This is a genomic window from Paenibacillus sp. FSL K6-1096 (assembly GCF_037977055.1).
In the GTDB taxonomy this organism is placed as follows: Bacteria; Bacillota; Bacilli; order Paenibacillales; family Paenibacillaceae; genus Paenibacillus_AQ.
Genome location: NZ_CP150274.1, coordinates 5,694,009 through 5,706,696, shown reverse-complemented (window position 1 = coordinate 5,706,696; position 12,688 = coordinate 5,694,009). Strand labels below are relative to the sequence as shown.

12 protein-coding genes are annotated in these 12,688 nt (G+C 55.0%); 1 reads left to right on the top strand and 11 read right to left on the bottom strand.

Annotation, left to right across the window (positions count from 1 at the left end):
• Window positions 1-49: 49 nt before the first annotated feature.
• The 3 genes from MHI24_RS25195 to MHI24_RS25185 all read right to left on the bottom strand — a co-directional run bounded on the left by MHI24_RS25195 (window position 50) and on the right by MHI24_RS25185 (window position 3,981).
• The gene (locus MHI24_RS25195; protein WP_340022295.1) at window positions 50-1,504 is read right to left on the bottom strand and encodes a HAMP domain-containing sensor histidine kinase; all 1,455 of its coding nucleotides are present in this window, start codon (window positions 1,502-1,504) and stop codon (window positions 50-52) included.
• Between the two features lies 1 nt (window position 1,505).
• Window positions 1,506-2,192 carry a response regulator transcription factor gene (locus tag MHI24_RS25190; protein WP_340022294.1) on the bottom strand — a complete coding sequence of 229 codons (687 nt, stop codon included), beginning with the start codon at window positions 2,190-2,192 and terminating at the stop codon, window positions 1,506-1,508.
• A 142-nt stretch (window positions 2,193-2,334) separates the two neighbouring features.
• The gene (locus MHI24_RS25185; RefSeq protein WP_340022293.1) at window positions 2,335-3,981 is read right to left on the bottom strand and encodes a trypsin-like peptidase domain-containing protein; all 1,647 of its coding nucleotides are present in this window, start codon (window positions 3,979-3,981) and stop codon (window positions 2,335-2,337) included.
• 213 nt (window positions 3,982-4,194) lie between these two features.
• On the opposite strand from MHI24_RS25185, the gene MHI24_RS25180 reads away from it, so the two are divergent.
• Window positions 4,195-4,845 carry a stalk domain-containing protein gene (locus MHI24_RS25180; protein ID WP_340026785.1) on the top strand — a complete coding sequence of 217 codons (651 nt, stop codon included), beginning with the start codon at window positions 4,195-4,197 and terminating at the stop codon, window positions 4,843-4,845.
• A gap of 95 nt (window positions 4,846-4,940) precedes the next feature.
• On the opposite strand, the gene MHI24_RS25175 is transcribed toward MHI24_RS25180, so the two are convergent.
• The 8 genes from MHI24_RS25175 to MHI24_RS25140 all read right to left on the bottom strand — a co-directional run bounded on the left by MHI24_RS25175 (window position 4,941) and on the right by MHI24_RS25140 (window position 12,627).
• Window positions 4,941-5,594, bottom strand: coding sequence for a response regulator transcription factor (locus tag MHI24_RS25175; protein ID WP_340022292.1), 654 nt, complete (start codon window positions 5,592-5,594; stop codon window positions 4,941-4,943).
• Between the two features lie 44 nt (window positions 5,595-5,638).
• Entirely contained in the window at window positions 5,639-6,727 is a 1,089-nt protein-coding gene (locus MHI24_RS25170; RefSeq protein WP_340022291.1) for a sensor histidine kinase, read from the bottom strand.
• Complete coding sequence (gene liaF / locus MHI24_RS25165; RefSeq protein ID WP_340022290.1) at window positions 6,728-7,807, bottom strand: cell wall-active antibiotics response protein LiaF; 1,080 nt, start codon at window positions 7,805-7,807, stop codon at window positions 6,728-6,730.
• Between the two features lie 224 nt (window positions 7,808-8,031).
• Entirely contained in the window at window positions 8,032-8,178 is a 147-nt protein-coding gene (locus tag MHI24_RS25160) for a hypothetical protein (protein WP_340022289.1), read from the bottom strand.
• 129 nt (window positions 8,179-8,307) lie between these two features.
• Window positions 8,308-9,066 carry a 3D domain-containing protein gene (locus tag MHI24_RS25155; protein WP_340022288.1) on the bottom strand — a complete coding sequence of 253 codons (759 nt, stop codon included), beginning with the start codon at window positions 9,064-9,066 and terminating at the stop codon, window positions 8,308-8,310.
• A gap of 114 nt (window positions 9,067-9,180) precedes the next feature.
• Window positions 9,181-11,118 carry a threonine--tRNA ligase gene (thrS, locus tag MHI24_RS25150; RefSeq protein ID WP_340022287.1) on the bottom strand — a complete coding sequence of 646 codons (1,938 nt, stop codon included), beginning with the start codon at window positions 11,116-11,118 and terminating at the stop codon, window positions 9,181-9,183.
• Window positions 11,119-11,597: 479 nt separating this feature from the next.
• Entirely contained in the window at window positions 11,598-11,771 is a 174-nt protein-coding gene (locus MHI24_RS25145) for a toxin-antitoxin system HicB family antitoxin (RefSeq protein WP_238653208.1), read from the bottom strand.
• Window positions 11,772-11,784: 13 nt separating this feature from the next.
• Entirely contained in the window at window positions 11,785-12,627 is an 843-nt protein-coding gene (locus MHI24_RS25140; protein WP_340022285.1) for an SPFH domain-containing protein, read from the bottom strand.
• Between the last annotated feature and the right edge of the window lie 61 nt (window positions 12,628-12,688).

Sequence of the window (12,688 nt, the reverse complement as noted above, 5' to 3'; positions counted from 1 at the left end):
CGCTTTCTGCTGTCAATGACTGCTGTAATAGAAGCCCCTCAATTATACCCTATTCCAGCGGCGGGGCAAAGAGAAGGGGCAGCCAGATCACAAACGTCGTGCCTTCCCCCCGCCGGGTGACCACCTCAACAGAGCCTCCATGCTCCTCGATAATCCATTTGGCAATGGACAATCCCAGGCCGATGCCCTCCGTAATTCCCCTGGATTCATCCGCGCGGTAGAAGCGGTCGAAGATATGCGGCACCTCATCCTTGTCCATCCCGATTCCGGTATCGGCAATACGTATTCCCACCTGATTCTGATAAAAGACCGCATCCAGCGTAACCTCGCCCTCCGGCGTGTACTTGAAGGCGTTATCAATGAAGATAAACATCATCTGCTGCAGATAATCCTTGTTCCCAAGGATATACTTGCCGTTCAGATGGCTCAGGTCGCCCACGGACCATTCCGCCTCCCGTGGCAGGAAGGACGCCCGGCGGGCTACCTCGTTCATCATCGGCTCCAGCGCAACCGGCTCGATGTCGAAGGTCCGGCCGGTATCGGCGCGGGCCAGGGACAGCATATCCGCCACCAGCCGGCTCATCCGCTTGGATTCATCGGCAATATCCTTCACCGATTCAATCGAGAGCTGGCGGATCTCTGCCTCCGTCATCCGGCTATCCTCCGGGTCCATCTCCCAGATCTTTTGCAGCAGGTCAATATTGCCGCGGATGGTGGTAAGCGGTGTCCGCAGCTCATGCGAAGCATCGGAGACGAAGCGGCGCTGGGTGGCATAGGCCTCCTCCAGCCCCGTATAGAAGCCCTCCATCCGCCCGAGCATGCTGTTAACCGTCGCGATCAGCCGACCGATCTCATCCTGCGGCCCGTCATATTCGATCCGTGAGCTGAGATCCGTTCCTGTCTGTATCCCGTTCGCCGCCTCAATGACCATGCCGATCGGGCTCATCGCCTTGCGGGCCAGGAACAAGCCGAAGGTGAAGGCCGCCACCAGGGTCGCGAAGGAGCCGGCCAGCAGAATATTTTTCAGCCGGTTAAGCAGCGTCACCTGCTCACCCGTATAGACAGCGACCTGAAGGACAGCAGGCGCAGGCAGACTGTTGTTATTGAGCGTTACATTAACCGCCCTCTGATAGATCAGGAAAGGATTGCCGCCATAGCTGGCTTGCAGGAATCCCTCCTGGTTATGCAGGTTCTCCTTGGCGGGAACCTGGAATTTCAGTTCAATTTCGGTCATATTCTGGCTTAGAACCAGCCGGTCCAGGTCATAGATGTACATCTGGGCGAACAGGCTCTGACCCGCCGGCCCGCCAAGCACCGGCTGCAGGGTTCCGTCTGGTGTCAGGCCCGCCTTCAGCTCGACCTGCTGCGACTGGCTCTGGAGCCGGCTCTTCAGGTCGCCGTACGTATTAATATAGACAAACGCGTAGATCACGCCGGACAAGACCAGCAGCATAACGGCCAGAATTCCTGAGTACCAGGCAGTCAGCCGCAGTCGTATGGACATATTAGTCACCTCTTAGGATGTAACCGGCTCCCCGGATCGTCTGAATCAACCGTTTGCCGCCATGCTCCTCAGTCTTCTGGCGCAGCATGGCAATATAGACTTCAAGCACATTGGATTCGCCGCTGTAATCATAGCCCCAGATCTTATCCATGATCAGATCACGGGAGAGCACACGCTTCGGATTCTGCATGAACAGATGCAGCAGCTCGAATTCCTTCGCGGTCAGCTCCAGGCGTCTGCCCGCGCGGGTCACTTCCCGGGAATCCACATCGAGCGTAATGTCTTCATAGGAGATGGCCTGCTCGGAGGCTTCCCCCTGTTCACTCTTGCGGCGCAGCAGCGCCCGCACCCGGGCCAACAGCTCCTCCAGGGCAAACGGCTTCACCAGATAGTCATCTGCACCGAGGTCCAGTCCCTTGACACGGTGTTCTATCTCGTCCTTTGCGGTCAGCATCAGAATCGGCACACTGCTCCCGCCCTCCCGCAGACGGCGGCACACCTCGAACCCGTCCACCTGGGGCATCATAACATCCAGAATGACCACATCGGGATCGCTGTTCAATACGGCACGCAGGCCGTCCGCCCCGTTGGCTGCAGTCTTGACATCGTAGCCCTCAAAAGCCAGCCCGCGGCGCAGCATCGAGATTATTTTCTCATCGTCATCAATAATTAATATATTCGGTCGCATCCGGCAGCCCCCATTGTCCATGTCATATATCTCTATTGTAGCAGATGCATCCGCCTCTCCGCATCCGCTTACGCTTCAGTACCCGGACAGCACAGAACGGAAGGGCTGCCCCTTCCGCTCTGCCGCTCACCGCCCGGTGTGCTTATTGCTTCTGAGTCTGTTCATTCACGAAATCATTCTTGTTGCCGATCGTTACCGGCAGATCCAGCTTCTTGCCGTCACGGACCACATTCAGAGTCACCTTATCGCCTACCTTAAGCGTCTGGATGTAGGTGATCAGATCCTGGTTGGTCGCATAATTCTTGCCGTCGATTCCGGTAATGATATCGTAAGGACGAAGGTCTGCTACATACGCAGGAGATTTGAAGACAATCTCGGCCACAACCGAGCCTTCTTTGATGTCTGTACCCATCTGCTTAGCAACTTCATCGGTAATGGTCATCAGAGTCGCACCGATGAATGGAACCGGTTCTTTAGGAATTTCCTGATTCGCTTCCAGCTTATCCACTACGCCTTTGATTGTATTAACCGGGATCGCAAAGCCGATCCCCTGGGCATCTCTGCTCACCGCAACGTTCATACCAATAACCTGGCCGTTCATATTGAGCAGCGGTCCGCCTGAATTCCCCGGATTAATGGAAGCGTCGGTCTGGAGCAGGTTTTTATAGGTTTTTGTACCACTGCCGTCTTCTTCCGCAATATCGATGCTGCGGCCTCTGGCGCTAAGCACCCCGGTGGTCACGGTATGGTCGAAGCCCTGCGGGTTCCCGATCGCCACGACCTCAGAACCGACCTTGATGCTGTCGGAGTCGCCAAGAGCCACGGACGGGAAGTCTGATCCTTCAATCTTCAGTACCGCCAGATCCAGATCCTTACTGGAGCCCAGCAGCTTCGCTTCGTAAGGCTTGGTGTTGCCGTCTACGGTAACCTGGATCACATCGGCGCCATCCACCACGTGCTGGTTGGTCAGGATATATCCGTCAGAATTATAGATGAAGCCTGTGCCGATGCCGTAAGGTGTCAGCTGTGATGAATTGGAATTATTTGAGCCCGGCTGGGATTCCGAATTATTCGAACCGGAAGAGCCGCCGCCGAACTGATCCCCGAAGAAGAACTGATAGAACGGGTCATTCATATTCGGGCTGCTGCTTCTGTTCCGCGAGTTGTTTGTCTTGACCAGGGTCTCAATCTTAACGACTGCCGGTCCGACACTGTCCACTACACCGGATACGTCTCCTGAACCGGTGACCAGTGCAGCGGTGGAAGTGGATGGTGTGATTTTGGCATCACCGCTTGCTGTCTTCCCTGCCGGGTTCGTAGCTACCGCCGTTGCAGCCTCGCCACCTGTGAACCAGTTCCCCCGGTCAGCCATGAACATCGAACCTGATAGGACAACCATTCCGGCGAGAAAAGAAATCAGCACCGCCTTCACCGGCTTCTTCGGCTTGCGGTTATACTGCCAGGCGCCCCCGCCGTCATTGCCGCCCCGCCCGCCGTTCCCGTCATTCCCGCTAGTGCGGAGCGAGGTGCTGTAAGGCAGAGATTTCATCGGCTGAGGAGGTGTAACCTCCACCCGTTCCGGCTCCCGGCGGTTATAATGCTGCGGATCATTGCTGCCGGTGTCCTCATTATTCAGGGATTTAAAAGGTCCATAGGAATAGTAGTAAGAGCCGCCTTCAGAAGAATTTGTGCTGTTATTATTGTTATTGTCCCATTCACGATCCGGTCCCGGTTCATGATCACGATTGTTGTTGTTTTCTGGGTTGAAGTTGTTTTTGTTATCGTCCATGGTTCTTTCCTCCCGCGCCTTGCCGTGCCAGGCAAAGTGTTATTTGTTTTCTTGTTCTTATATTGGACTTTGAACCTTAAGGTCACCTTAAAAACAATTTAAGCGGAGATAAAAGATCAGCATAGGCATACCATATAACAGGATTTTTTGGGGGTTCACAGCTAAGGATGAGGGGTACAAATGAAGAAAAGGAGTTGATGAAGATTGAAGCTGGTGAGAACACTGGCCGCCACACTTGCCGTTCTACTGCTGCTGCTACCACTAACTCAAACAACCGTGCTGGCCCAGGGCAGCCCGCAGATTGTCGTCATTCATAATGATAAACAGCTACAGCTTAATACGCCGCCTTATGCGAAGAACGGCACTACACTGGTGCCGATGCGGCCTGTATTTGCGGCGCTTGGTATAGCTTTACGCTGGGACCAGGCGGCTCAAACGGTGCACGGCACCAAGTCCGGTCTGGAATTCTCGATTAAGGTAGGCAGCAAACAGGCTGTGATTAACGGAAAATCCGTACAGCTGGCAGAGCCTGCCGCCATTATCAGCGGCAACACGCTGGTGCCCCTTCGCTTCATTGGTGAAGCAAGCAACGCGGTGGTGCTGTGGAACCCTTATATGAATGCAGTGCATACGTATGATTCTGCCTATCTGGAGCAGACCGGCCTAACCAAACAACAGCTGTTGGATAATTTCGCGCAATATCTGGAGAAAGCGAAACAAGAAGCCGCGAAGAACCAGCCGAAGAGTACGCCTAAACCGGACAACAAGAAGCCGGGTAACGGCAATGATAATCAGCAGCTCTGCTCTGTATGGCGTTACCATCCCATCTACGGCGGCAGCCTTGAATGGCAGCCTTGCCCTTAAGCCCTACACATCAAGCATTTATGTAAAAGAGGCCGTTCCGGCAGTCGCAACCTGACAACTACCGGAACAGCCTCTTTACTTGTGTGCACAGACCGTTAATTCTGCGCCCAGCCCTTGCGGTGCGCATAGATCGCCAGCTGAGTGCGGTCATCCAGCTCGCACTTCATCAGCAGGTTGCTGACATGGGTCTTGACGGTCTTGATGCTGATATGCAGCTCCTCGCCGATCTCCTTATTGGTCTTGCCCTCGGCAATCAGCAGCAGCACCTCCTTCTCCCGCTCGGTCAAGCCGGAGGAGTCGCCCTGCACGGTCCGCTGGCGGATGCCGCGTGTCAGCGCCTGGGAGACATCGCCGGTCATTACCGGCATCCCGCGGTAGGCACCCTGCAGCGCGTAGATCAGCTCTTCGGCCGAAACGGTTTTGAGCACATAGCTGACCGCACCGGCTTCAATCGCATCCACGACCAGATCATCCTCCAGGAAGCTGGTGAGAATGACAATCTTAAGCCCCGGGAATTCAGCCAGGACGGCACGGGTGGTCTCCGCCCCGTTCATCACCGGCATCATCAGATCCATCAGCACCAGGTCGGGCAGCCCCTCCGGTCCCATCTCACGCAGCATTTCCAGCGCTTCATGGCCGTTCCCTGCCTCGCCGATCACCTCAAACATCGGCTCCAGCATCAGATAGGTTTTAAGGCCCATCCGCACCATATCGTGATCATCCACCAGCAGTACTCTAACGAGACTCATCCCGTATTCCCCCTAATATCTTGTATCATCACGCATAAGAGCCTTCAAGCCTCTTCGGAATACGCCTCCGCCTCCGGTCCGGTAACCGGACGGTTACTCTCGACCGGCTCAGCGTGGCCCTGGACAAACTTCGGAATATGTACGCGGATCGTCGTTCCCGCACCCCTGCGGCTGATAATCTCGACCTGGCCGCCAAGCTTCTCGGCCCGCTCGCGCATTGTAGTCAGTCCGTAGGACCCCTGCTTATGCTGCACATGCTCGAAGCCCTGCCCGTCATCGCTGATGCTCAGCACGACCTGGCGCGGCACCTCGCGCAGCGACAGGCTGACGACACGCGCGCCGGCATGCTTGACGATATTCGCCATCGACTCCTGGATAATCAGGAAAAGCTGGTGCTCAATAGCCTCGGACAGCTCGCCCTGCAGCTCAAGCTCCTTCACCCCTTTGAGCCCGTTCTGGCGGCAGTAATCGGGGAACCATTTCTCCAGCGCCTCGAACAGATTGCGCCCCTCCAGCTCCACCGGACGCAGCTGTGCAATCAGCGCTCTCATCTGCTTCTGCGCCATCTGCGACATGCTGATCAGCTGATCCATGACCGTCTGCCCGTGCTCGGCGCTGCGTTCCAGCACTTTAGGCAGCGAGGAGGCGGACATATGGATCGCGAACAGCTGCTGGCTCACCGTATCATGCAGATCACGGGCCATACGCCGGCGCTCCTCCAGCACCGCACTCTCCGCCGCCTTCTCTTTCTCGATGACTTCCTGCTCGCCAAGCTGCTGAAGCAGCTTCATTTTCTTCTCCACCGTATCCATCATCATGTTGAACTCATGATAGACCCGGGCAAAAGACTGGTCATCGCTCTCCGGCATCCGCACCGACATATTTCCCTTGGCGACCTGCAGCATATTCAGATCCAGATGATCAATCCGCCGCTGAATCCGCTGCCCAGCGATATAGCCGATAATGACCGTAAACAGCACGATGCCCAGGCACAGGTAGATCCACATCCGCGTGTCCACTACCTGAATATAGCCCAGGCATGTGCCTGCATACATCAGACCGGCGGTTACCCCGCCGCTCAGAAGGAAATACACCAGCAGCATCCATTTCGTATTGCTGAAGATCATCCCCATCTAGCCCACCGTTTTGACCTTAATGTCACCGATGAAGCAGCTGGCGTTGATCCGGACTTTTTTGCCAGCTTCCTTGTAATAAGGTGTCTTGACCTGCACATTGCTCATAAATCCGCTGCGGGACTGCTCCAGTACCTGCATATCTCCAATAAAAGAGCTGCTGGTCACGGCAACGCCGAGGTCCATATCATCCGGAATATAAACCTTGATATCGCCAACAAAGGCGGAAATGTTAATCTTGGTCTCGCCGTAAGGAATCTGCGCGTTGGTCAGGTCGAGCACCGCATCGCCGATGAACTGCGAAATATTGGTTCTCTTCAGCTGGAAATGCTCACGCCCCATATGCACATCCCCGATAAAAGCAGAACGGTTCGTCGTATCCTTGTCATGCGAAGTATGCTGGAACTCCTCATGCCATTCGCCGTGGCGGCGGGCCTGCCGTTCCTGACGTTCCTGGCGTCTGCGTTCATGGCGTTCCTGCTTCTCCTGCCAGCGGTCTTCCGCCGAGGAGAGATGAGGATCACGCTCGTTGTCCTCATCCTCCTTCGACAGATAGCCGTTCCAATCCCGCTCCCTGCTGCCTGCCGGCTTGCCGAATTTCTGCTCGAACTGTTCATCCAGCGTAGATTCCAGCGGTGCGGGCGGCTCCGGATTCAGCGGTCCCTTGCCCGGTCCGGGCGGGTAATAGTTCGGCGGTGCTGGCGGCACCGGAGGTACCGGCGGTGTGGAGCTGCGCGGCTTGAAGATGACTGCCAGGCCGCCGCCGATCAGCATGACCGGAATCAGCATTCTGAAGAAATCGCTTGCCGAGTAATAGAACCAGTTCAGGTTCCGCCCCAGGAAGAACAGCCCGATCGCCAGAAAGAAGCATCCGCCCAGCATCGCAGAGAATCTGGAACGCTCGTCATCCGATGCCAACAACCGTTGGACCCCCATCACTATCAGCACAGCCGGCCAATACGTGGAGATCAGTGTGCCCAGGCTGAAAGAGGTGTAGCCCATCTGCCGGAGCAGGAACAGCCCCCCCAGACCGATCAGCAGCAGACCTCCAAGCACCCGGCTTGTGTACCTTCGTTTCATAATGAATTCCCCCTCATGGATAGTACAGCTTTCCCTTGTCGCGCTTATATGTACAGTGTACAGGAAGTTGGCAGCGGAGAACAGCGGCGGGAGAAGGAAGCGCCTCTCAGTCTCCAGACCGAGACAACTGGAATAAAATGCAATAAAAAACTGTCCCGCCACCCGGTTAACGGGCAGAACAGGACAGTCTTGGCGTCTCTTAGAGACCTGCCGGAATCACAGCATTACTGCTGCGGTTTCTGAGCCGGCTTGGCAATTGTATTGCTGCTTGGCTTCAAAGCGCCGTCGTTCTCAACGGCAAACTCAGCATTGTATTTTTCATTCGGTGTCTTGTAGTTCTCTTGAACCTTTGGTTTCTTGGAATTAGCCACGGAAATCACCTCCCTTATCCATCGGAAGAAGCAATTGTTTTGCCCCAGTCGATATTATGGGAATCAGGAAGGCGTATTATGCATGAGCACGTGAAAATAAAATCATTCTTCGCACCTGACGGTTTAAGCTTAAATGGCCTCTTCCAGGATATGCTGCGGAACCGTTTTGTAGGTCTGTATGGCACGGCCGAGGCTCTTCAGCATACTTTCGGTGCATTTGCCGTTGCCGCGCTTGATCAGCTGAACCGTGACCGTCTTCTTGCCCCATTCCTTGTAGACCTGTTTGGTGGTGCTGAAGTACAGATCGATCTTCCTTCCTTTAATCGCAGACCCGGTGTCGGCAACAATGCCATATCCGTAACCCGGTATATATAAAATGCTTCCCAGCGGCAGAACCTTCGGGTCTGCGGCGATGGTGGATACCGCATTCTTGTCGCGGCGTACCTTAACTCCTGAATAGGTAATGCCATACTCCGGATGGCTGGCCGTTTTGCCTGTAGATTCATATCCGGCCGTATAACCGGTTGCTGTTACCTTAAGTGAAGTGATGATCTGTTCCGGTGCCGGTGCGGCTACCGGTAAGGATTCCGGCCGCTTCACTGCGGTCTGCGGCTTAGCCGCCGGGGCCTGAGCCTTCGGAGCCGTAACTGGTGCTTCGCGCCGGACGGATCTGGAGGAGCCTCCGAGCGCAGATGCTGAACCTGTATGTTGACGCTGAGCCTGTAACTTCACCTGTGAACTGCTGCTATACTGTCCTGCAGTGTCTTCCAGTCCTCTCGCCTGAGCCGACTGATGTGAGTTGTCCGGGTAAATCCCGGCTGCGGTCAGCAGAAGGACAAGTGTGACAAAAAGACACCAAAACCTCTGATATAAGCCCATTTTGTTCATTAGTTAAACCCTCCCCATAGTACGAGGGTTTCCTGATTCACAAAACTTTATACATGAGACCGCATTACAGCGGTCCCATGTGGCTTATTCAGAGGTTCAGTCAGGATTAGATGATTAGATAACGCGTCCGGCAATCTCCTGGGCAAGCGTGTCAACGGCTTCCTCGAGCGGACGGGCGCCGATGTCGCCTTCTCCGCGTTTGCGGATCGATACGCTGCCGGCATTCATTTCGTTCTCGCCGACGACGAACATATATGGAAGCTTCTCCAGCTGCGCTTCGCGGATCTTGTAGCCCATCTTCTCATTACGCAGGTCCACTTCCGCACGGATGCCGCTCTTCAGCAGCTTCACTTCCACTTCCTTCGCGTAGTCGTCGAAGGCTGACGATACCGGAATAATCTTCACCTGCTGTGGAGACAACCAGAGCGGCAGCGAGCCGGCAAAGTTCTCTAGCAGGAAGGCTACGAAGCGTTCCATCGTTCCCAGAATCCCGCGGTGCAGGACAACCGGACGGTGCTTCTGTCCATCGTCGCCGACATATTCCAGCTCGAAGCGCTCCGGCAGGAGGAAGTCGATCTGCACAGTCGAGAGTGTCTCTTCCTTGCCGAGAACCGTCTTAATCTGCACATCCAGCTTCGGACCGTAGAAGGCCGCTTCGCCTTCGGCTTCGTAGAACGGCAAGCCGGCTTCTTCGACTACCTCGCGCAGCATCCGCTGTGCAGTCTCCCACATCTCATCATTAGCGTAGTATTTCTCTGTATCCTTAGGATCACGATAAGAGAGGCGGAACCGGTAATCCTCAATGCCGAAGTCGCTGTACACCTGCTTGATCAACTCCAGTACGCGGATGAATTCGCTCTTGATCTGGTCCAGACGGCAGAAGATATGCGAGTCATTCAGGGTCATGGAACGTACACGGTGCAGGCCGGTCAAGGCTCCCGACATTTCATAGCGGTGCTGAATCCCAAGCTCGGCAATCCGGATCGGCAGATCGCGGTAGCTGTGCATGGAGCTCTTATAAATCATCATGTGATGCGGACAGTTCATCGGGCGAAGGACAAACTCCTCGTTATCAATGACCATCTTAGGGAACATATCCTCCTGGTAGTGCTCCCAGTGCCCGGAGGTTTTGTACAGCTCCACGTTACCGAGTACAGGAGTGTACACATGCTGGTAGCCAAGGCTCGCTTCCAGATCCACGATATAACGCTCCAGAATGCTGCGCAGCTTCGCGCCCTTCGGCAGCCAGATCGGCAGGCCTTGTCCAACCAGCTGGTTGAAGGTGAAGATCTCCAGCTCCTTGCCAAGCTTGCGATGGTCGCGCTTCTTCGCTTCCTCCAGCAGGCGCAGATACTCATCCAGCTGCGCTTTCTTAACCCAAGCTGTGCCATAAACACGCTGCAGCATTTTATTCTTGCTGTCACCGCGCCAGTAAGCGCCGGCTACATTCATCAGCTTGAACACCTTGATCTTGGCTGTGGATGGCAGATGCGGGCCGCGGCACAGGTCGAAGAACTCACCCTGCTCATAGATCGTAATCACACTGTCCTCAGGGAGCGCTTCAATCAGCTCCAGCTTGTAAGGATCACCCAGCTCGCCGAAGCGGTCCAGCGCTTCCTGGCGGCTGACCTCATGGCGGACAATCGGCAGATTCTCCGAGACAATCCGCTCCATCTCTTTCTCGATCTTCAGCAGATCCTCGGGATTAAGCGGATGCTCCAGGTCCATGTCATAATAGAAGCCGTCTTCAATGACAGGACCTACCCCCAGCTTCACTTCCTTCGTGCCGAACAGGCGTCTTACCGCCTGGGCCATCAGGTGTGCGGTACTGTGACGCATAACCTCCAGGCCCTCCGGTGAATCCAGGGTTACAATTTCCACCAGATCGCCTTCGTGAAGCTTGGCGGACAGGTCTACGACAATCCCGTTGAGCTTGCCGGCTGCGGCATTCTTGCGGAGTCCGCTGCTGATTGAGGCTGCCACATCATCGATGCTGCTGCCCTCTGCGTATTCCCGGACGGACCCGTCCGGAAGCTTGATATTTACTGACATTGTTCTTTCCCCCTACATGTTGGTCTGATGCTTAAGATTCGTTCTACTGCGGCGTCTGCACACAAAAAACACCCGTCCCGCGAAGGGACGAGTGATTGCACCCGTGATTCCACCCAAATTCGATTCATTCCTGCATAAGCTGCCTGAGACCAAGCGCTTCCTGCACAAAATCATCCTTCATTACCATAAGATAACGGTTATGAACCGGCGGTTCTTACTATCCGTTGGAATGACCTCAAGCCATAGCCCGGGTCTTACCAGAAATTCTTCACCGCAGCTACAAAGGGGTAAACCAGCGGCAGGCACCGGAGGGAATTACAGCCTGAGGTTCCCTCTCTCTGAAACGGTCCAGAGCCACGATTCATATCTTTGTCAACGCTGATAACACATTTACGGTAATTATAAATCGCCGCTAATCTTCCGTCAAGCTTGTAACGGCTGCCGCTCCTCAGGAGTGAACCGCCGCTATACCGGACGGACTATTCTTCTTCCTGTCGCTTCTTGCCCGGCAAGCGGCCTGCACGCTTCAAAGACTCACGCAGCAAGTATTCAATATGTGCGTTTACGCTGCGAAACTCTTCTCCCGCCCAGCGTTCCAGCGCTTCATGCACTGCAGGATCAATCCGCAGCGGAAAGCTTTTTTTGGCCGCCATAATATTCCCGCCTTTAGTACAGCGAGCCGGCGTTAATAACCGGGCTCGCGCCGCGTTCAGATACAATCGCCACCATCAGATTGTTGATCATGGCCGCCTTGCGCTCTTCGTCCAGCTCAACTACACCGCTGTCCTTCAGCTGGCGGATCGCCATATCGACCATGCTGACCGCGCCTTCGACAATAATCTGGCGTGCGGACAGAATCGCGGAAGCCTGCTGGCGCTGCAGCATCGTGCTGGCGATCTCGGTGGAATAGGCCAGATGGGTCAGCCGGGCTTCGATTACTTCTACGCCGGACAAGGACAGGCGTTCCTGCAGCTCCGAGGCAAGCTCTTTGGCAATCTCATCCGCGTTAGCCCGCAGGGACATGCCGGTCTCATTGAAGTTGTCATAAGGATACTTGCTGGCGACATGCCGCAGTGCCGTCTCACTCTGGATCTCCACGAAGGCCATATATTTATCGACATCAAACAGCGCCTTCGCCGAGTTGATGACCTTGAAGACAATCACCGCAGCAATCTCAATCGGATTCCCCTCCACATCATTGACCTTCAGCTTCACGCTGTTGAAGTTGCGCACCCGCAGCGATACGGTCTTACGGATGCTGAACGGAATGACCGCGTACATTCCGCTTGAAGCTATCGTCCCCACGTACCGGCCGAAGAAGGTCACGACCACTGAGCTGTTCGGCTGAACCACTGATATACCGGTACACAGAATACCAGCGGCAACAAACAGGATCACCGGCAGGGTTATGTACCCCTCAACCGAGCCATAGATCCCGCCGCCAAGACACACTGCAATCAAAGCGAGCACCCAGAAACCGCTGACCGGATGTAACAATTTCTCTTTCATAATGCCGCCTCCATAAGATATGTATTTGATATAATCATGATATCACTTTTGGATACATATG

Bases quoted from the DNA above. Each gene is read 5' to 3' on its own strand.
- MHI24_RS25140 (WP_340022285.1), bottom strand. From the start codon at position 12,627: ATGAAAGAGAAATTGTTACATCCGGTCAGCGGTTTCTGGGTGCTCGCT.
- MHI24_RS25175 (WP_340022292.1), bottom strand. From the start codon at position 5,594: ATGAGTCTCGTTAGAGTACTGCTGGTGGATGATCACGATATGGTGCGG.
- liaF (WP_340022290.1), bottom strand. From the start codon at position 7,807: ATGAAACGAAGGTACACAAGCCGGGTGCTTGGAGGTCTGCTGCTGATC.
- thrS (WP_340022287.1), bottom strand. From the start codon at position 11,118: ATGTCAGTAAATATCAAGCTTCCGGACGGGTCCGTCCGGGAATACGCA.
- MHI24_RS25195 (WP_340022295.1), bottom strand. From the start codon at position 1,504: ATGTCCATACGACTGCGGCTGACTGCCTGGTACTCAGGAATTCTGGCC.
- MHI24_RS25170 (WP_340022291.1), bottom strand. From the start codon at position 6,727: ATGGGGATGATCTTCAGCAATACGAAATGGATGCTGCTGGTGTATTTC.
- MHI24_RS25145 (WP_238653208.1), bottom strand. From the start codon at position 11,771: ATGGCGGCCAAAAAAAGCTTTCCGCTGCGGATTGATCCTGCAGTGCAT.
- MHI24_RS25155 (WP_340022288.1), bottom strand. From the start codon at position 9,066: ATGAACAAAATGGGCTTATATCAGAGGTTTTGGTGTCTTTTTGTCACA.
- MHI24_RS25185 (WP_340022293.1), bottom strand. From the start codon at position 3,981: ATGGACGATAACAAAAACAACTTCAACCCAGAAAACAACAACAATCGT.
- MHI24_RS25190 (WP_340022294.1), bottom strand. From the start codon at position 2,192: ATGCGACCGAATATATTAATTATTGATGACGATGAGAAAATAATCTCG.